This is a genomic window from Algoriphagus algorifonticola, assembly GCF_007655305.1.
Lineage (GTDB): Bacteria > Bacteroidota > Bacteroidia > Cytophagales > Cyclobacteriaceae > Algoriphagus > Algoriphagus algorifonticola.
Window position 1 is genome coordinate 62,116 of the sequence record NZ_VLOG01000065.1, and the last position, 19,922, is coordinate 82,037.

Here is a 19,922-nt window from a genome sequence, read left to right on the forward strand (position 1 = left end):
CAATTGTTTTTTTGGTATTTTAGCTATTATTTCAAATAAAACACCTAAATCCCATCAACTATGAAAAGGTTAATTTTAATTATGCTGTTTGGCTTGACTTTATCTGCTTGCCAGCAGGAACAAAGGTACACTCAACAATCTCCTGAAATCGATGCCGCAAGGGCATTATTGGCAACTTCTGCCTCGGGAGATTTTGAAGGTCAAAGGGAATATTATGCTGCAGATGCACAGATATTTTATAATGCTACTGAAGATAATCCAACTTCAGTAGATAAAATGATTGAGGAGCAAAAAGCTCAGGCAGATGATTTCTCCAATGTATCCATAACTATAGAAGATAGTGCTATTGAAATGGTCACCACTGATAAAGGCGAAAAATGGGTGAATTGCTGGGGAGTCTGGAAAGGAACCCATACTGCATCTGGAAAATCTTTCGAAGTTCCATTTCACGAGACATTTCAATTTGTAGATGGAAAAATTGTCAAGGACTTTGGTTATTGGGACAATGCTCCAATTATGATGGCGATGATGGAATACGAAAAATCCATGGCAGCAGCAGCTGACTCTACCATGATGAATTAAGACTTGTCTTATCCCTCCTAAAATCCCCATCTCTATGGGGATTTTTTTATTTTAGGACCTTACAAACTAATTTTTAAACAATTTCAACTATGGGACTCTTCTGGAACCTAATCCAACAAAGCCAAATTTCTGATCAAAAAGCCAGAGCCTCTACGCTGGAAGCACGCGTGGCCTACCTAGAAAATGAATTGCACAAAACCCAACAGATCTTAAAAAAAACACTTCAAATCCTTGAGGAGCATACTGGCAAAGATTTGAATGGAGATGGAAAAATTGGATAAGCTTAGATTTTACGAATACTTCGCATTAAATCCTCCTTATACATTTTGCTAACAGGAATTACCTTGCGCTTGATCTCCAAGTGTGAATCGGCTACAGCATCAAGCTTTCTGATATTCACTACATAAGAGCGGTGAACTCTCAAAAAATCCTTGTTTTCCATTTTCTGGCAAAATGTATTTAATGGACTGACAATCAAATAATTTTGAGAATTGGTAATGATATTACAATAATTTCTTTCGGCCTCGATATAAAGGATCTCATCCAACATTATTTTGATTAATTTCCCATTATTTCGGATAAAAATTCGATCGTCTAAGCTTTCAATAAAAGAATTGCTTTCAGGTATTTGCCCCCCCTTTCCTTGGATCTTCTCTTCAACTAACTCAATGGTTCTTTGTAAATTAAGCTTATTGAATGGTTTAGATATAAATGCATCTGGCTTGGTTTCTTTTGCCATTTGGAACGAAGCCTCGTCTGAATTGGCCGTAAGATAGATTAAAGGAATGGAAGCCTTTTCCTGGATTTTCTTAGCTGCTTCCACCCCATTTATCCCCCCTTTCAGTTGAATATCCATGAGAATGATATCGGGTCGGTTCTCTAAAGCATGATTAACTGCCTCTTCTCCTCTGGACTCTATTCCTGTCACTTCATATCCTAACTTGGATAGCTGCAAAGAAATATTTGCAGCGATAATCATATCATCCTCCACAATCAAAATTCTCGTCTTCTCACTCATGCCGCCTTCTTTGTTTTAAATTCGAAAAAAACTTCTGTTCCTTGTTGGGTGCTCAAGGTCATCTTTCCATCCAACTGCTTAGTAAGGAGCTCCACTAGCTGGGTACCAAATCCAGTTCCCTCTATTGATTTGCTTTTACTCATACCTTTTCCATTATCTGCTACCCTTAGATAAAGATGCTCTTTATCCTCTTTAAGGCTAACCATAATTTCCCCTTTACGTCTATCCGGAAAGGCATATTTCAATGAATTGGTGATTAGTTCATTAACGATCAAACCTATTGGAATAGCGCGATCCACATCCAACTCCAAAGTATCCATGTTGACTTCCATACTTATTCGATCCGTGGCATCAAAGGAGTCAATGATGTATGAACCCAGATTTACGAAATAATTTTTCATCTCAATAGCCGCCAAATTTTCCCCTTGATATAGATTTTGATGGATCATGCCCATACTCTGAACTCTGTTTTGGCTCTCCACCATAATATCCTGAAGTTCCGAATTATCGATTTGGGCCGTTTGCAAAGCCAAGAGACTGGAAATCGTCTCCAGATTATTTTTGACACGATGGTGGATTTCTTTCAGCAGAAACTCCTTTTCTAAATTTTGTCTTTCCAGAAGCTGGCTATATTTTTTTCTTTTGACGAAAACCCGATAAAGAAAAAAGAGGAAGAACACCATCAATGCAGTGATCAAAAGGGTGAAAACTTGGATAATTTTCTGACGCTTAAGAGCTTCTTCCTGCAGGGAAATAATACTTTCTTTTTGATTTACATCCATTGCTGTTTGCAATTGGGCGATTCGCTGATCTGCTTCTGCATTGAACACTGCCTGATTGAGTTCATGATACTTTTTAAAAGCCCTGTATGAATTGGAAATATCCTGTAAGCCTTCGTATGATTCAGCCAATTCCCTATAAATCAACCCTAAAAAGTAGCGGTCCCCAAAATCCTCAGTAGCTGTCCGGATACTTCGGTTAAGGTATATGGTGGCTTCCTCATAAAAGCCTTGTTCTTTTTTCACTTTCCCCAGAGAAAGCAAAGAGCGAACAACCATAAACTCATTCTGTAATAGCTCGGCGTATTTAAGTGCCTCCTTCCCGGAATTTTCGGCATTTGAATAATCCTCCAACGCTAAGTATAAATCTGTCAAGGCAATGTAGGTATCGCTGAGGTTATTATAAAAGCCGTATTTCTTGCCTATTTGGGTGGAGCGTTGAAAATACGGAAGAGCCTCTTGATACCTGCCAAGCATAACCAAATTATTGCCAGTGACATGCAATGTGAAGTCAAAGTCCAAGTCTTTGATGCCCCTCTGCTCAAAAAGCGCGAGCGACTTCAGGCCATACTCCAACCCTTCTTCTGATTTTCCCTGCTTCCAAAACAAATTGCTGATATCTGAATAAGCCATAGCAATGGCTTTGGTATCGCCGTATTTTTCTCCCAATTGAAGCGTTTGACTGGCAAATTCAAAGGCTTTGCCCAATTCTCCTCTACGCTCATAGACATAGCCTAAATTAGTGAGTAGTAACCAAGTCTCTGATTCAGGTAACTTTTCCAGCGCACTTTTCAAAACTTGCTCTGCTTGATCAAGTTGCTCCATTCTTAGCAATACAGCTCCCTGAGCTACTTGCATTCGCCCCTCCCAGATTTTGCTTCCATCTTTTTGGGCTTCTTCTAATCCTTGTTTGATAAAGAAGAGTGATCTTCGAAGGTTTCTCGTGTGCGTATAATAGCCTAAATCCCACAACATTTGAAGCCTTACATCAGACCCCTCAACTTTTGGGAGTGATTTTTCAATCAATTCAAGATATTCTGGACCAAAGTCATCTGTGTTTTCAAAAACAGCTTGATATTCAATCAATCCCTCATTATTGGAAATTTGGGCAAAACCCGAAAGTTGGCAAAAAAGTAAAAAGAAGACTAAGATTCTTTTCATATTGGAAAATAAACAATTTTTAGTATTTAAAAGTCATTTTTTTGCATTTTAAATGCCTCTGATAAAAAACTGCACTAGTTCGGACAGAAAACAACTAGCTCCGTCCTCCTTTACTTTTTGAATTGCAAATTCAATGAGAGATTGAATCAAATAATCTTTTAACCTAAAAAAATAAAGATGAAAGCAACACTGAGAAAATTGTTAGGGTTGGTACTGCTAATTGCGATCAGCCCATTTGTAAATGCTCAAGATGCTCCTTTGGGACCACTAACTTCTGTCACTGAGTTTACTATTAAGCCTGGTCATACCATGCAATTTCGAGAAGGTATCAAAGCATGGAAAGAATGCTATTTAAAAGACGGAGGAGAATGGACTTGGCGAATGTGGGAAAGACAGCAAGGAGAAGGCACTGTTTACATTTTGGCCACCAACATGCCAAATTGGGCTGAAATGGATAAAACTGATGAAAAAGGAAAGGATTGCCGATTACTTGCCCTCAGCCTGATTAATCCTCACGTGGAAACTGCAACCAATCATATTACACGCTTTATGCCGGAAATAAGTAATTCTAATGCCTTTGGAGCCAACCTTATCAGGGTAAGCTTTTTCAAGCTTAACCAGACCAATGGCTATAAAATGATGGAAGTGGTTAAAGAAGTTGAAGCGATACGCAAAAGCTCTGGGTTGCCTATTCGTGGGTATTGGTATAATTGGCAAACCGGCGATCCTAGCAGTCCAAACTACCATGTGGTAACAGGATATAAAAATTATGCTGAAATGGATGTAATGCAGGATAGCGTTTGGAAATCTGTAGAAGATGCGTCCGGGAAGAAAACAAGAGATGAGTTACAAGCAAAATTCCGTTCGTCTTTAGAAAGCACTTGGAGCTATATCTACAAAATGGACGAAGAAATTAGTCATCTTGGAAATAATTAAAAGTAAAGACTTCTGCTTTTGACCAATTCAACTGAATGCCGAAGTATTGATGAAAGGTCAATCAGTCAAAATAAGGAGATCCTAGATCTCCTTTACTTGGCTTTCATAAAACTGGTGAAACCCTGAAAATTTTCTAAGAAAGATTTCAAAAAAATAAGGAATGAAGATCATGGAAATGATGCAAGCAGGAACTGATACAGCTTGATCTGATGGAAATAAAACGGTGTCTTTAAACCTGGTATAGCATTTCCAAGACACCGAAACCGCCATGATTTCTTGACTTCATATCGACTGTCCATTTTTTCTAAGTAAGCATTAAGACTTAAGCATTTTACACATCATGGCAAAAAACAGCACTCTTGAAGCATTCTCCTTTAAAACTTGGTTTACCTGGTTGGGTGTTGCTTTTATGGTTCTATTAGCAGGAAAATTTATCCTAAATGATGCGCTCCCATATTTCGGATTGGAAGAAGGTGTGTTCGGGAGATTTTGGGTGATGAAATGGCCATTAATCGGACATATTTCTGGAGGTTTAATTGCCTTAAGCCTTGGTCCTTTCCAGTTTTGGACCGCTTTTAGAAATAGGTATCTCAAAGCTCATCGGATGATGGGAATGGCCTATATCTCCGGAATTCTGGTTGGAGTAATTAGCTCAATTGCGCTATCTCTGACCACTGGTATCGCTATTCATTGGACTTGGAGTCTAGCTCTAATAGGCTTGGCTATAGCTTGGTTTGGTACCACAGGAATGGCTTTTCGGTTTATTCTTTTGCGCAGAATCAGCCTCCATAAAGAATGGATGATCAGAAGCTATGTGGTGACCTTTGCCTTTGTCCTCTTTCGCTGGCTCACAAGCCAACCATTTTATAATGAGCTTGGCTCATTTATAGAGACCGGCCCCACGGCCATTTGGCTTTCTTGGGTAGTTCCGCTCTTTATCTGCGAGATCGTACTTCAGTGGAATAAAAAATAAATTCCCTATCCTATATATCAGGTAATCATGATTAAGAAAGTCATGCTATATATTCTTTCTCTTGTACTTATACTTATCATAGGGTTTGAGGCTATTGGACCAGAAGACGAAGAAGGGCTGGAATTTGAACCTTGGCAAGAGTTTGACCTTTCGGCCGGAGAAAGTCCAAGGCTTTGGATGCGAAAACCCAATATCCCGCCACATTTAAATGACACAATATTCAAAAATATTGAAGAATGGATTGAAGGATTTCGACAAGTAAAAACTATTCCCTTTTCACAATTATACTGTGACCAGCTCTCAAGAAAGAAACAAGGAGATATTGGAGCTTTATATTACTACTCTAATGGAATTGAAAATGCAAACTTCAATTCAGGGGAGTTGATCTATAAAAAATAGACTCATTCAAACAGCAAGAGTTGAAAAACTGAATTTATAGAATCCAACAAGAAGATGGTGGAATTTGTAGCTTCAAATCATTCAGTAGGTTTCGCTAATACTATAGAATGCTTTGAAAATTTTTTGGTTACAGTTTCACTGCTTACTCTTGAAAGAAAAGAAACCTTAAATACTAAGAAAATAATCAGCTTATATTGTATCAGGTATACCTATAAAAATTTAATAATGAGAAAATTAATCCTAATACTTATTTTTCAATTTGTACTTACCATTGTCTACAGTCAAAACCATCGGGCAAGAGATTTAGGAATCCCCTTGGATGGAAAAACAGGAAAACTCAATGCCATCACTGATGTCAAAGGCTTAGAAGTCGGTCATACCACACTGATATCCGGAGAGGGAGAATTGATAGTAGGGGAAGGTCCTGTCCGAACAGGAGTGACCACTATTTTCCCCAGAGGCAAGCAATACGATCCCGTTTTCGCAGGCTGGTATAGCCTAAACGGAAATGGGGAAATGACAGGAACTACTTGGGTGGAAGAATCCGGTTTTTTGGAAGGACCCATTGCCATTACCAATACCCACAGTGTAGGTATAGTCAGAGATGCGGTGATAGAATGGGAGTTTAAAAACAATCATTTTGATCCATTACCAGGTGAACCAGACGTATTTTGGGCATTGCCTGTAGTAGCCGAAACATACGATGGGGATTTAAATGATATCAATGGTTTTCATGTTAAAAAAGAACATGTTTTTGCTGCTTTGGAAAATGCAAAATCCGGACCTGTAGCAGAAGGTAACGTTGGCGGTGGCACCGGGATGATCTGTCATCAATTCAAGGGAGGAATAGGCACCTCCTCGCGTGAAATTATGATCAATAATACCACCTACACTTTAGGCGTGCTTGTGCAGGCCAATTATGGCACTCGTGAATCACTGACTATTGCCGGAGTACCTGTAGGCAAAGAAATTTCCGATCGACAGATTCTTTTAGATCCATTGAATCGCCAAGAAGAAAGAGGATCCATCATTGTGATCGTGGCTACTGATGCTCCGCTGCTTCCCCATCAATTAAAAAGATTAGCAAGGCGAGTACCTATAGGAATCAGTCGAGTAGGTGGATATGGAGGGAATGGCTCCGGTGATATTTTCATTGCCTTTTCTACTGCCAATTCTGGGGCTGCCGATCGAGAAAATAATCAACAGGTAGACATGATTCCCAATGATCAAATGTCAGCCCTTTTTCTGGCAACCGCCCAAGCGACCGAAGAATCAATTCTGAATGCCTTGGTAGCTGCAGAAACCATGGTGGGGAAAAATAATACGACGGTATACGAACTACCAGAAGACGAAGTCGTCGAGCTGTTAAAGAAGTACGGTAGAATCAAATGATAACCTCAACATGAAAAAAATTTTAGCAATAGTTGGCTGGGCACTTTTTCCCATAGTGGTTTCTTTCGGCCAGACCAGAATTATTGATATGCACATTCACTCCTACACGGAGAGTGATTTTGGTGTGCGGGAACCTTCCGCTACAGATCACTATGGAGTAAAGAGTTCAGCAAATGCTGAGCAACATCGCATAGAGACTTTTGCGGCATTTGAGCGGTTTAATATCGTTAAGGCTGCTGTCAGTGGTAATCCCGAAAGTGTTCGAATCTGGAAGGAAAAAGATAAAGATAACCGTGTAATCAAGGGTATTTTATCTATTTCCCCAGATGATTACGAAATAGATATTGAGCGGTTTGAGCAAATGATCAAAGCAGGTGAAATCGAAATCTTTGGAGAATTGGGTCCCTACTACGGCGGTACCACGCTCAGCGATCCCATTTGGCAACCTTATCTCGAGATTTGTGAAAAATATGACATTCCAGTGGCTGTGCATACCGGAGGTGGAGACCCAGGAGGCACCTATTCCTGGTCCCCAAGAGCAAGACTGAAACTAGGTGATCCTTATTTGATAGAAGATGTTTTGGTCAAGTATCCCAAACTACGGGTGTATCTGATGCACGCCGGAGGAGAGGATTGGCCGGAACATGCCATTCGATTGATGGCCTACTATCCCCAGCTTTATACGGATATTGCTGTTTTACTTTGGGTGGAGCCCAACACTCAACGATATGTCACGGATTTTCTCAAAAACATCAAGCATGCAGGCTACCTGGATCGAGTGATGTTTGGTTCTGATCAAATGATATGGCCTTACGCAATCGGGAAGTCTATCGATTTTTTGAACAGTTTGGATTTCCTGACAATTGAGGATAAAGAAGGGATATTTTATGGGAATGCGGCGAGATTTCTGCGATTGGAAGATTAAAAAAAAATATCCTAACCCTGAAGGAAAATAAAATCTACTCATAATGGTTTTGAAATCACTTTTGGAAACACAATCACCATCCTTTCGGCAGGCATGATTCTTTATCTATTAAAATCTCAGCAGCATTTAACCACGCTGAATTTTCCTCTTGGTTGGAGTTTCAGCACTGAGCCGCCTTTCGGAAAATTTTATCAGTAATTGGAGACATAGGAATAAATCAATTTTCTCCTTTTATTTAAAAATGAAGACTCAATCTTTAAAATTTGAGAGTAAAACCTATCTCATCACAGGAGCCACCAGTGGCATGGGAAGAGCCGTAGCGAAGGCTTTTGCAAATGAGGGAGCCAACCTCATCTTAAGCGGAAGAAATGAAATTGCCGGAAATGAACTTGTCGATGAATTGGGAGATCATGCCATTTTCCTTTCTGGAGACGTCAGTGATCCCGCCTATAATCAAAAACTAGTAGACTTAGCGGTCACAAAATATGGACAGCTTGATGGCATTTCTGCCAATGCAGGAAGATTGGGCTTAGGCTCTATCACTGATTTATCACCAATGGAATGGCATAGAACCCTAGACGTGAATCTGACCTCAATTTTTTACCTCCTAAAAGCAGCACTTCCTGTATTACAAAAAAGCAGTCAAGCTTCAATTACCATCAATTCTTCAATTGCCGGCTTTAAATCCTTTCCTAATCACCCGGCTTATTGCGCATCCAAAGCTGGTTTGATAGCACTTGCCAAACAAGCCGCAGTAGATTATGCCCCAAAAGTTCGTGTCAATTGCATCTGTCCCGGGCCGGTGGATACCCCACTGATTCATGATTCAGCGAAGGCCTTTCCAGATCCTGCAAAAGCTGTAGAAAATGCCGGCAATAATACCCTGATCCAAAGACTGGGAAAGCCTAAAGACATTGCTAATTTGGTTCTTTTTCTAGCCTCAAAAGAGGCTTCTTGGATTACCGGAAGCGTTTATACAATTGATGGAGGGATTATGGCAAAAGGTTAAAATCAAAGAGGGCCTGCATAATTGCAAGCCCTCTTTGTAGGTCAATTCTTCCCATTCTTAAAACTCAAATCCGGATAAGCCGGTGGCGTTGGAACCGGCCGTGGGTCTTTTTGAATCAACTCTTGCAAATGCTCAATCGCTGCATCCAATTGGGCGTCTTTTCCATCGAAGGTTGCCTTAGGCAGATTGATGACTTCGATATCAGGAATAAAACCAACTCCCTCAATCAGCCATTCTGTCCCATTTTCAGTTTCCCCATACACCCCATTCATCGGAGCCCGGGCAATGCCATTATCTGAAAGCGTATTCACACCTGAAAGCCAAACTTCTCCTCCCCAGGTTCTCGCGCCGATCGCTTTGCCTAAGCCCAGTCTTCTGAAGCCTTCGGCAAAAGCCTCTCCATCAGAGGCAGTAAATTCATCCACTAGCAAAACCAAATGCCCTCGGAATGCATAATTCATATTCCAGTAAGGTTCTCCCGTGCGGCTTTTCCAGTAGAAGAAAGCTTCTCGCATCAATTTTTCCAGAATAAAGGAATCAATGTTCCCACCGCGGTTGTGGCGTACATCGATGACCAAGCCTTTCTTCTTAAACTGAGGATAAAAATCCCGATACCACTGTCCGATATCGCCTGAAGTCATGGCTCTTAAATGCACATAGCCAATATCTCCATTGGATTTGGCTTCGGTTTCCAATCTTCGGGTGTACTCCCAATCGTTGTATCGCAGGTTGCTTTCTTGCCCCGAACTCATAGGCTCGACTATAAAGTCTCCCTTTCCGGCTACTGCTAGGCGAACTTGCTTTCTGGCCTTATCTCGAAGCAAAACCTGCATATCCGCTACTTCCAAAACTGAAGTCCCATCGATATGTGTGATCACATCGCCTGTTTGAATGCCGAAAGCAGGATGGCTTAAAGGTGATTTCTCATCAGGATAGTCAGGATCGCTTTGGAAGATGTAGTCGATCCTGTAACCTTGATTAGTCTTAGTAAAAAGCCCTCCCAGCATTCCAAACTGAATATTGTCATCTCCATCCCGGGTATCACCTCCACGAACGGAAGTATGCAAAACGGAAAGCTCTCCTATCAGCTCTCCTATCACATCTGAAAGCTCATTTCGGGTAGTCACCCTATCTACTAGAGGAAGGTATTTCTCGTACATTTTATCCCAGTCTACCCCATGCATACCTGCGTCGTAAAAATAATCGCGCTCCATGCGCCAAGCATCAGTATAGATCTGCTTCCAGTCTTCCCGAGGGTCTATACTGAACCTCCACCCATTCAGATCCAACTTATTTTTGGATAAATCCGAAACAGGAGATGTCCCTAGCTCCACTAAAAAATGATTGGCTCCTTGCCGAAGCAAAGCATATTTGTTGTTGGCTGAAACTGCATAACTGTTGATTTTGTCTGCAAAAACCTTTTGCTCAGACTTTTCAGAAATTGGAGTCATCATCAGTGCAGGCTCATCTTCATTGGAAGCACCACCTCCGTAATACACTCCCGGACCTGGGCCAACTCGATGGTAGTACAAGGCCTTATCTGTCACGATCAGATTTTTGTAATTTCCCGCTGTAACGGGTACTTCTTGTACGCGTTCCATCAGTCCCTCCTCATCGATCTTCACGCTTACAGGACCCTCTGATTTTTTCTCCTCTGCTTTCAGCTCATTTTTTGGAGTAAAGGGAGAAATCAAACCCTTTTGAAGCGGAATATGATAGATCTTCATCTGCTTTTCCCAAAATGGTTCCGGTTGACGCTGCCCCCAAGGACTTCCCACTTTAGTCTCAAAATTCCGGTCTGAAAGGAAATAAATCCACTTCCCATCAGCGCTCCATTGCGGGTTGAGACTGTTGGTGCGATCGGAAGTCAAGGTAACTCGCTTTTCCGTAGTCGGATTGAAGACAAAGAGTTGGGTAAATGTATTTGAAGCTGCCTGCCCATAAGCCAGCCATTGGCTGTCAGGCGACCAAGACATACTGCCATGCAGGTCTTCATCTGTAAGGTTGGCTTTGACTGCTTTTCCCGTGGCAAGATTTCTAATCCATAGATCATTGTTGAGATCGATCCAAGCCAGCCATTTTCCATCCGGTGAAGGAGTCAAATTGAATCGAAGCGTGGTTCCATTATCTGTCAATTGCTTTCCCTGATCCAAACCCAAACCAGAGTATTGATGGATTTCAAACTCCCCACTTTCATCGGAAAAGGTCAAAATATCCTTGGAATCTGTTGTAAAAACTGCATCTCGATACCGCACCCCATCTTTTCTACTTAGGCGAATCATTCTTCCATCCTTTGCAGGAAAGACAAAAACCCGACCCCGAGCGGTCAAAGCCACTTTTTCTCCATTATTGGACACAGAAATATTCGTGATATAGCTGGCAGGATTGTCTACCCAATTTTCCCTCAACTGATCAAAATCCGAAACTAGATTGATCGCAATTTTTCGGGATTCGCTTTGTCCCAAATTCATTTGAAACAGATCCGCTCCTGAACGATAAACCAACGTATTTCCAGAAAGGGAATACTCCCTCACATCATAAGATACTTCTTTGGTGTGCTGTTGGATATCCGAGCCATCCGGTTTCATGGACCAAACATTTTGGATTCCATCCCTTGAGGAAATGAAATAGACACGTCCTTGGTGAAAAATAGGATGATGGTCTTCGCCGGCGTAATCTTTGGTCAGTTTGACCGCCTCCGCAGCTCCATTACTGTATTTCCAAAGTTGTCTGGCTGTTCCTCCTTGATAGCGTTTAGTGACATTGTTGTGATAGGTAGGTCTTACAAAAAAGTAGGTGTTTGACTCCCGATCAAAACTTCCCTCTGCGGCCATTTCCAAAGGAAGAACTTCCTTTACTCTAGAATTTACATCTACCACAACGGTCCTCAGTCGGGGCAAGGTGGAATATTGATTGGTGGTATAAGCCAGTTCTGTGGCTGATCTCCAAGCTACAGGGATAGATGCAGAGGGTTCGTAAGTCAACCTTTTGGGTAAACCTCCGGAAATCGGCATTACATAGACCTCAGTAGGGCCTTCATAGCTGGCGGCGTACGCAACCCATTTTCCGTCGGGGGAGATTTTGGGATCGGACTCATCCCCAGGATGCGTGGTTAGGCGAGTTGCCATTCCACCAGATACTGATGCAGTCCAAATATCTCCCTCTGCTACAAAAACCATGGTATTTTCATGCAAATCCGGATGCATAAAATATCCCGGTTTTTCTTGGGCCTTAGATTGATTATAAAAAATAGAAATAAACAAAAACGATAGTATGGTCGCCTTATACATAGATTAATGATTTAATTAGTATCTAAGAAATCTAAGAAGAAAAAAGGAAAGTACTTTCGACGGAAGACCAAAAATAATTATTCGGTATCCATCCTTATTCGCTCAGGAGTCAAAACTTGCTGTTGCTTATCCCCAAAAAAGGATTTTGTGATTATTAAAAAATCTTCTGTTTTCTATCTGTCTATAAAACAAGCTAATTCAGTCAGAATTTATTGTTTAAAATATTTTTTTCTTACGCGCATTATTTTATAACTTACTGTATATCAATTCATTCAAACAATCAAAGATTGGATGCCATGTTGCCTTCTGAAGAAAAAGAAAAAACTGATTTAAATTATTGTAAATGTATAATTGAAGTTGGTATAATTGGTCTTTTAGGCATCTCTATTTTGACTTTAAATTATAGCCTCTCTCAATTGATAAATCTTCAATTATGGAAATCCTTTTTAGAGGCTAATTAGACTGGTCTTTGTGATTTTCGAGAATGTTCTCCCGCTTTTATTGGTACATCATTTTAAGTGTCCTCTATTCTTAAACAATTACACCGTAAAGGGGTATTTATTGATGCAATTTTTTTATCCTGGTAATAGAGATCTTAAAGATCATTTTAGATTGAAAGAAATCTTAACCCTCACTAAATGAAATAAAGAAATTTTTAAGCTATTGCTACAATTTGTACATTAATGCTGAAATTCAGGCTTTTGGAAAAAATAGAATCTTTTGAAATGTCTTTCTTATTAAAGCTGAAATTGAAAATTTGTCAACCCATCGCCTAATCTAGGTTTCATGAAATCAATTTTTTTACGAGTTCTTTTTATTACACTTTTTTTTGAAGCTTGCAGTCCACGGGCAGAAGAGGGAAATTCAAGATTTTCTGAAGATTTACAGCCACCCAATAAAACCACCCTTTCTGATCTATCGGAAGAACAAAAGCCTAAACAGTTTAGCCTGGGAGTAGAGTCTGGCCCGGAAATAGTTTCATTAGTCAGTCAAAGCCAAAACGGGATTGATCCTCCCTATAGGGTGGAATTGCCTAAACTCAGAAACGAAGACGGTGAAGTTATTATGGATGCTCAAGGGGATCCTTATTTTCTTGGTGCAGGAGGATTGTCACAGTTTAATAAGTACACTTCAGATGATGGATTGGCATTAGACGCGATTCATTGTGCTATTACCGATAGCAGAGGGCATATTTGGTTTGGCACGAATGGAGGAGGGCTAAGTAGGTTTGATGGAGTGGAATTTACCAATTACAAAAAAATCCACGGACTACCCAGCATCACCATCAGAAGCATTTTTGAAGACTCCAAAGGAAATATCTGGATCGGTACCGCAGATGGCGGATTAAGCAAGTTTGATGGAAAGTCATTCACTAATTATCTGGCAGATCAACTCGGAAGTCTGGTTATATGGGCTATTGGTGAAGACAATGAAGGAAACCTGTGGTTTGGCACAGACAGGGCAGGAGTCAGTAAATACGATGGAGAAAAATTTACGAATTTCTCTACCGAAAATGGCTTAGGAAACGATATAGTCATCAGTATTCTTAAGGATAATGATGGCAATATGTGGTTTGGCACCTATGGAGGAGGTGTCAGCAAATACGACGGAAAAACCTTCAAAACTTATACCCTTCAAGACGGATTGTCATCTGATCGAATCAGATCAATTTTTCAAGACAGTAATGGTACCATTTGGATGGGGACCTTAGGAGGAGGCTTGACCAAATTCGATGGAAAAAGCTTCCAAACAATCGGGATTAAAGAAGGATTAGCCGGATCGGTTGTACGCTCGATTTCTGAGGACAAAGACGGAAATATTTGGTTTGGGACGGACAGAGGTGCCAGTCTTTGGGATGGAAAAAGATTTAAAACTTACACCACTGAACAGGGCTTGGCAGGAAATAACATTCAGGATATGACCTTGGATTCTGGAGGGAAAATGTGGTTTTGTACCGACGGAGGTGGAGTCAGCAGGTTGGATGGATTTGGTTTTACGAGTTTTACAACGAGCCATGGAATCTCCGGAAATATCATTCTAAGCGGAATGGAGGACCAAAATGGGAATCTTTGGTTTGGTTCGGCAGATGGTGGAATCAGTAAATTTGACGGACAGTCTTTCACCTCTTATTACCCTTCCCAAGGACTCGCCGGTGAAATAGTTTTTAGTATTCTGGAGGATAGGTCAGGAAAAATATGGATAGGCACTGCTGGGGATGGCCTGAGTATTCTGGACAATAAAAAATTCACGAATTATTCTGTGGATCAAGGATTACCCTCTAATGAAGTATATGCCTTGGTGGAAACACAAGACGGATCTATCTGGATAGGGACTGATAATGGAATCTTAAAATATCAGGAAGGGGAACTCCTTCACTTTACTTCAGAACATGGAATGGCCGGAGATGGAATCATCAGCATCCTGGAAGATCGGGAGGGGATTCTCTGGATAGGTACATTTGATGGAGGCCTAAGCCGATTTGATGGAGAAACTTTCATCAACTTTACCACCAATCAAGGCTTGATCGATAATGGAGTGAATCGCATTAAAGAAGACCAAGACGGAAATCTGTGGATAGGCACCACTTCTGGATTCAGTTTTTTAAGCAAAACAAAGAAAGAAAGCATTGCTAGTTGGGCCCCATCAAAAGGGGCGCTTTTTCAATCTTATAACAGTCAAGATGGACTTCCTGACAACAATGTTCTTCAAATCGTAGATCTTCCCGGGAACAAGATGGCAATAGGTACCAATCAGGGGATTTCCATCTTCGACTTTTTCCCGGACTCAGTGGATGCTATCCAAAATTTACAGATTTATAATTCGGATAATGGATACCCAGTCAAAGATTTGACTGATGGGCAAAATGCCATGTTTTTAGATTCCAAGGGTATTCTCTGGGCAGGGACAGGAAGCGTCAAAACAGGGCTGGCAAGAATTGACCTAGAAAAAATTTCCAGAAATGATTCCAAACCCAAGCTACTTATCAAACAAGTAAGGCTCAATGAAGAAGTTATCTCTTGGGAAACCTTGGCTTCGAGCAAAATTTCTAATCAAGCGGCCAAAACCACCGAGGAATTACTGACCTTCAAAAAAATCCTCAATTCGGAAGAAGAAAGTGATCTGCAAGAACGCTTCAAGGGAATTACCTTTGATAAAGTCAGTGAATTTTTCCCAGTTCCTATCAACCTAACACTTCCTTACAAACACAATCATCTCAATATAGAATACGGCACCAATGAATTGTCTAGGCCATTCTTGATAGAGTATCAATACATTCTGGAAGGCTATGATGAGGATTGGAGTCCGGTACTTAAAAGGACATCCGCTACTTTTGGTAATATTCAGGAGGGAGATTACACTTTTAAAGTTCGAGCAAGATACTCAGGACCCGCAATTGAAGAAGGGGCTGATTGGACCGAAGCGACCTTATATTCTTTCACAGTTTTACCCCCTTGGTATAGAAGCTGGTGGGCCTACTTGGGCTATGCAGCTCTTTTCCTTTCACTCCTTTATCCTATCAATATTTACCAAAGGAATAGGGTTCTGAAGGCAGAGAGAGAAAAGGCCAAAGAAAGGGAACTCGAGCATGCCAAAGAAATTGAAAAAGCTTACGAAGATTTGGCTTCTGCACATGAAAATTTAAAGGCTACCCAATCCCAACTGATACAGGCTGAAAAAATGGCATCCTTGGGTGAGTTGACTGCTGGAATTGCTCATGAAATTCAAAATCCACTGAATTTTGTTAAAAACTTTTCGGAAGTAAGTCATGAACTCATGGACGAGATGAACCAGGAGATTCATGAAGGAAAATTTGATTCTGCCAGAATATTGGCGGGAGATATCAAAGAAAATCTGGACAGAATTGCCACTCATAGCATGAGAGCGGATGCGATTGTCAAAGCAATGCTTCAACACAGCAAAGCCAGCGTGGGCAATAAAGAACTCGCAGATCTCAATGCTATCTGCGATGAATCCCTGCGACTGAGCTATCACGGGGTCAGGGCTAAAGAAAAAGACTTTAGCGCCGAATATAAAACAGAGTTGGCTTCCAATATTCCGGAAGTGGAAGTAATCCGTCAGGAAGTTGGAAGGGCATTGATCAATATGTGCAACAATGCCTTTCATGCTGTCCATGAAAAGTCTCAAAAAACAAAGTCTGAAAACTATAAACCTGAAGTAAAGATTGCCACCAAGAAAACAGATAAGGGAGTGGAGATTATTCTTTCCGATAACGGGATGGGTATCCCTGAGGATGTGATTGGAAAAATATTCCAGCCTTTCTTCACTACCAAACCTACAGGGCAAGGAACAGGCTTGGGACTCTCTTTGAGCTATGATATTATCAAGTCTTACCAAGGTGAAATCAGTGTAAAAAGTAAAACCGGTGAGAATTCAGGGACAGTTTTTACTATCTTTCTACCTACTAAACCAAAATCTAAATCATAAATTTTACCCAAACTAGCCTACTATGGTTTTAGGAATAATTTCTTTGATTTTGTTATACTATCTCAAGCAACCCATGGGCTTGATCACGGTATCTGCAGAATGGAAACGAATTTTCAACGGTGGAATGGTCGCAGCAGCAGCTATTATTGGAATTGCTGCCGTTAAGATCCCCTTAATCAGTGGGCTTGCCACTATTTTATCTTTTGTTCTGGCAGCTATTATTGTCGTGGTGACACTTAAGAACCCTGAGCTTCACCATCGCAAAGGAATGATATACGCCTGGCTTCCTATCATGGCAGTTAATGTGCTGGGAGAATCCATTGAACTCATCAATAAATCATTTTATACCGAATGGGAAAATTATTTTGGAGTAGCTGAATTTTTTGCCTTTATCTGGGCTATTGCCATGTGGATTAATAATTCCAAACAAAGAAAAGCCCTGGAACAGGAAAAGCTAAAGGCTCTAGCAAGAGAGAAAGAATTTAAAATAACTGAAAGTCTCAAAAATCAATTAGAGAGACAAGTTGAACAAAGAACCAAGGAGCTGACTGAGCAAAAAAATGAATTGGAAAATACCTTATCTGAGCTAAGAGCAGCACAAAACCAATTGATCCATGCAGAGAAGATGGCCTCCTTAGGAGAATTGACGGCAGGGATTGCTCATGAGATTCAAAACCCGCTCAACTTTGTCAATAACTTTTCAGATGTCAGCACAGAGTTGTTGACCGAACTCAAAGAGGAATTGCAAGCCGGGAAAACTGAAGATGCTATGGAAATTTTGGAAGATGTGATCCAAAACCTTAACAAAATCCATCACCATGGCAAAAGGGCTGATTCCATCGTGAAAGGAATGCTACAACATAGCAGAAGCAATACCGGTCAAAAAGAACCCACAGATATCAATGCATTAGCAGATGAATATTTAAGGCTTTCCTATCATGGATTAAGGGCAAGGGATAAAAGTTTCACGGCTGATTTTAAATTAAATCTAGACCCTAAAGCCGGAATCCTTCAGGTAGTTCCCGGAGATTTGGGCAGAGTATTTCTCAACCTGATCAACAATGCCTTTTATGCTGCTGACGAAAAGAAAAAAGAATTGAATGCCAAAGGTGAGAAAGACTTTATGCCTACCGTCACCGTCAACACCAAGAAGATCAGTACAGGTGTTGAAATCCAAATCTCAGATAATGGAAAAGGTATCCCAGCTGAAATTAAAGAGAAAATTTTCCAGCCTTTTTTTACTACAAAGCCAACTGGAAAAGGTACAGGTTTAGGGCTTTCTATGAGCTATGACATAGTCACCAAAGGACATGGAGGTGAAATAGTAGTAGACAGTAAACCTGGTGAATACACTGTTTTCACAATCAAATTACCGAAATCATGAAAACAGGAAAGATCAAAATGTCTAGGGCCGAATGTTTTTCTGGAAAAGCCAATTGCAATTTTCAAGAATTCCAGACCCTAAGTCACAACCCTAACAATCAATCCATAATCAGATGAAAAGCAAAATTTTAATAGTTGATGATGAAAAAGATGTGGAAATGCTATTTCGTCAAAAGTTCAGAAAAGAGATCAAAAGTGGAAGCTTAGAGCTTTGCTTTGCTTTTTCAGGTGATGAAGCTTTGACAGTTTTAGACAGCGAGCATCCCCCTCAGGTAGTTTATGTTTTTTCAGATATCAATATGCCTGGTATGAGCGGATTGGAGCTTTTGGAAAAAATCAAAAATAGATTTCCCCAGATCAATGTCAGTATGATTTCTGCTTACGGGGACAGTCAAAATTATGAAAAAGCCATGAGTTCAGGTGCAAAGGAGTTTTTTACCAAACCCATTGATTTTGATTCCCTTAAGAAAGAAATTGGAGCTTTGATGTCAGAAAAAAACTAAGAACCCATGGTCAAGATTTTGGTAGTAGATGATGAAGCGGATTTGGAAATTCTGATCAAACAGAAATTCCGGAAAAGAATCCGTGAAGGTGAGTTCGATTTTCAGTTTGCACTCAACGGCAGAATAGCCTTGGAAATCATTGAAGAAAATCCGGATATTGATTTGATCCTGAGCGATATCAATATGCCTGAGATGGACGGTCTGACCCTGCTTTCCAAAGTCAAAGAAAAAAACTCACTGCTTAAAACCGTCATTATCTCGGCTTATGGAGACATGGAAAATATCCGGACAGCCATGAATTTGGGGGCTTTTGACTTCATTACCAAACCCGTAGATTTCCGTGATTTGGAAATCACTCTTGATAAGACTATTCAGTACAGAAACCAAATCAAATCCACCCTTAAAGCCCTCCGTGAAAACAACATTCTCAAAATGTATGTGGATGAAACGGTGTTGAACTTTATGGGTAATAAGGAGCTGGAATCAAGCTTGATGGAAAATGAGACCATCGATGCATCAGTGGCTTTTATTGACTTGGTAGCATTTACAAAAATCTCTGAAAACGAAGAGCCCAACGTGGTTGTGGGACTACTCAACGAATATTTTGACCTAATGGTCAAAGAGATTATCGAGGAGAAAGGAAGTGTGGACAAGTTTATCGGTGATGCAATTATGGCAGTTTTTCAGGGGGAGAATCACTTCGAAAGAGCCATCAAGGTTGCACTTTCCATCCGGGAAAAAATGGCTCAAATCCCGGTTTTTTCAGAAGAGACAAATTTCAAACCTGAAGTATCCATCGGAATTAACTCGGGTGAGATGGTCTCAGGAAATATAGGTTCCCGTTCTTTGAAAAGATTAGATTATACAGTCATTGGAGATACGGTGAACGTAGCCGCCAGATTACAGACTGCGGCTAATCCGGGCCAAATTTTAGTCTTGGAAAAATGTGTCGATCAAATTAAAGATAGCTTTACTTTTTCTACCATTGGGGAAATGAAACTTAAAAATAAAGCTCATCCTGTCAAGGTTTTGCAGGTTGACCATATAAACAATTAGTCTCACCTGCTTAATCTCAACATAAATCTTAATCAATCCCTACAGAATTTAGTCTTTGTCCAATTTATAA

General features: G+C 40.5%; 15 protein-coding genes. 12 read left to right on the forward strand and 3 right to left on the reverse strand.

The features are described from left to right. Window positions 1-60: 60 nt before the first annotated feature. The gene (locus FL972_RS18235; RefSeq protein ID WP_144607424.1) at window positions 61-582 is read left to right on the forward strand and encodes an ester cyclase; all 522 of its coding nucleotides are present in this window, start codon (window positions 61-63) and stop codon (window positions 580-582) included. 89 nt (window positions 583-671) lie between these two features. Further along, window positions 672-863 carry a hypothetical protein gene (locus tag FL972_RS18240; protein WP_091651520.1) on the forward strand — a complete coding sequence of 64 codons (192 nt, stop codon included), beginning with the start codon at window positions 672-674 and terminating at the stop codon, window positions 861-863. Window positions 864-865: 2 nt separating this feature from the next. On the opposite strand, the gene FL972_RS18245 is transcribed toward FL972_RS18240, so the two are convergent. Beyond that, on the reverse strand, window positions 866-1,600 hold the full coding sequence (locus FL972_RS18245) for a LytR/AlgR family response regulator transcription factor (RefSeq protein ID WP_144607425.1): 735 nt from the start codon (window positions 1,598-1,600) through the stop codon (window positions 866-868). Further along, on the reverse strand, window positions 1,597-3,540 hold the full coding sequence (locus FL972_RS18250; protein WP_144607426.1) for a tetratricopeptide repeat-containing sensor histidine kinase: 1,944 nt from the start codon (window positions 3,538-3,540) through the stop codon (window positions 1,597-1,599). Before FL972_RS18250 ends, FL972_RS18245 begins: the two co-directional genes overlap by 4 nt. Window positions 3,541-3,717: 177 nt before the next feature. On the opposite strand from FL972_RS18250, the gene FL972_RS18255 reads away from it, so the two are divergent. From FL972_RS18255 to FL972_RS18280, 6 genes are all read left to right on the forward strand, one after another. Beyond that, window positions 3,718-4,476 (forward strand): hypothetical protein, encoded by a 759-nt coding sequence (locus FL972_RS18255; RefSeq protein ID WP_144607427.1) that lies wholly within the window; start codon window positions 3,718-3,720, stop codon window positions 4,474-4,476. Between the two features lie 340 nt (window positions 4,477-4,816). Next, on the forward strand, window positions 4,817-5,449 hold the full coding sequence (locus tag FL972_RS18260) for a DUF2306 domain-containing protein (protein ID WP_144607428.1): 633 nt from the start codon (window positions 4,817-4,819) through the stop codon (window positions 5,447-5,449). A gap of 27 nt (window positions 5,450-5,476) precedes the next feature. After that, on the forward strand, window positions 5,477-5,848 hold the full coding sequence (locus FL972_RS18265; RefSeq protein WP_144607429.1) for a hypothetical protein: 372 nt from the start codon (window positions 5,477-5,479) through the stop codon (window positions 5,846-5,848). A 225-nt stretch (window positions 5,849-6,073) separates the two neighbouring features. After that, window positions 6,074-7,240, forward strand: coding sequence for a DmpA family aminopeptidase (locus tag FL972_RS18270; RefSeq protein WP_144607430.1), 1,167 nt, complete (start codon window positions 6,074-6,076; stop codon window positions 7,238-7,240). Between the two features lie 10 nt (window positions 7,241-7,250). Next, on the forward strand, window positions 7,251-8,165 hold the full coding sequence (locus FL972_RS18275) for an amidohydrolase family protein (RefSeq protein ID WP_144607431.1): 915 nt from the start codon (window positions 7,251-7,253) through the stop codon (window positions 8,163-8,165). Between the two features lie 241 nt (window positions 8,166-8,406). Further along, complete coding sequence (locus FL972_RS18280; RefSeq protein ID WP_144607432.1) at window positions 8,407-9,174, forward strand: SDR family NAD(P)-dependent oxidoreductase; 768 nt, start codon at window positions 8,407-8,409, stop codon at window positions 9,172-9,174. Between the two features lie 41 nt (window positions 9,175-9,215). On the opposite strand, the gene FL972_RS18285 is transcribed toward FL972_RS18280, so the two are convergent. Next, a complete protein-coding gene (locus FL972_RS18285) occupies window positions 9,216-12,464 on the reverse strand; it encodes a S41 family peptidase (RefSeq protein ID WP_144607433.1) in 3,249 nt (1,082 codons plus the stop codon). Between the two features lie 786 nt (window positions 12,465-13,250). Between FL972_RS18285 and FL972_RS18290 the strand changes: the two genes are divergently transcribed. From FL972_RS18290 to FL972_RS18305, 4 genes are all read left to right on the forward strand, one after another. Beyond that, the gene (locus FL972_RS18290; protein WP_144607434.1) at window positions 13,251-16,910 is read left to right on the forward strand and encodes a two-component regulator propeller domain-containing protein; all 3,660 of its coding nucleotides are present in this window, start codon (window positions 13,251-13,253) and stop codon (window positions 16,908-16,910) included. Between the two features lie 22 nt (window positions 16,911-16,932). Then, window positions 16,933-18,294 (forward strand): sensor histidine kinase, encoded by a 1,362-nt coding sequence (locus FL972_RS18295; protein WP_144607435.1) that lies wholly within the window; start codon window positions 16,933-16,935, stop codon window positions 18,292-18,294. A gap of 112 nt (window positions 18,295-18,406) precedes the next feature. Next, on the forward strand, window positions 18,407-18,796 hold the full coding sequence (locus FL972_RS18300) for a response regulator (protein ID WP_144607436.1): 390 nt from the start codon (window positions 18,407-18,409) through the stop codon (window positions 18,794-18,796). A gap of 6 nt (window positions 18,797-18,802) precedes the next feature. Beyond that, a complete protein-coding gene (locus FL972_RS18305) occupies window positions 18,803-19,852 on the forward strand; it encodes an adenylate/guanylate cyclase domain-containing protein (protein ID WP_144607437.1) in 1,050 nt (349 codons plus the stop codon). Window positions 19,853-19,922 lie beyond the last annotated feature (70 nt).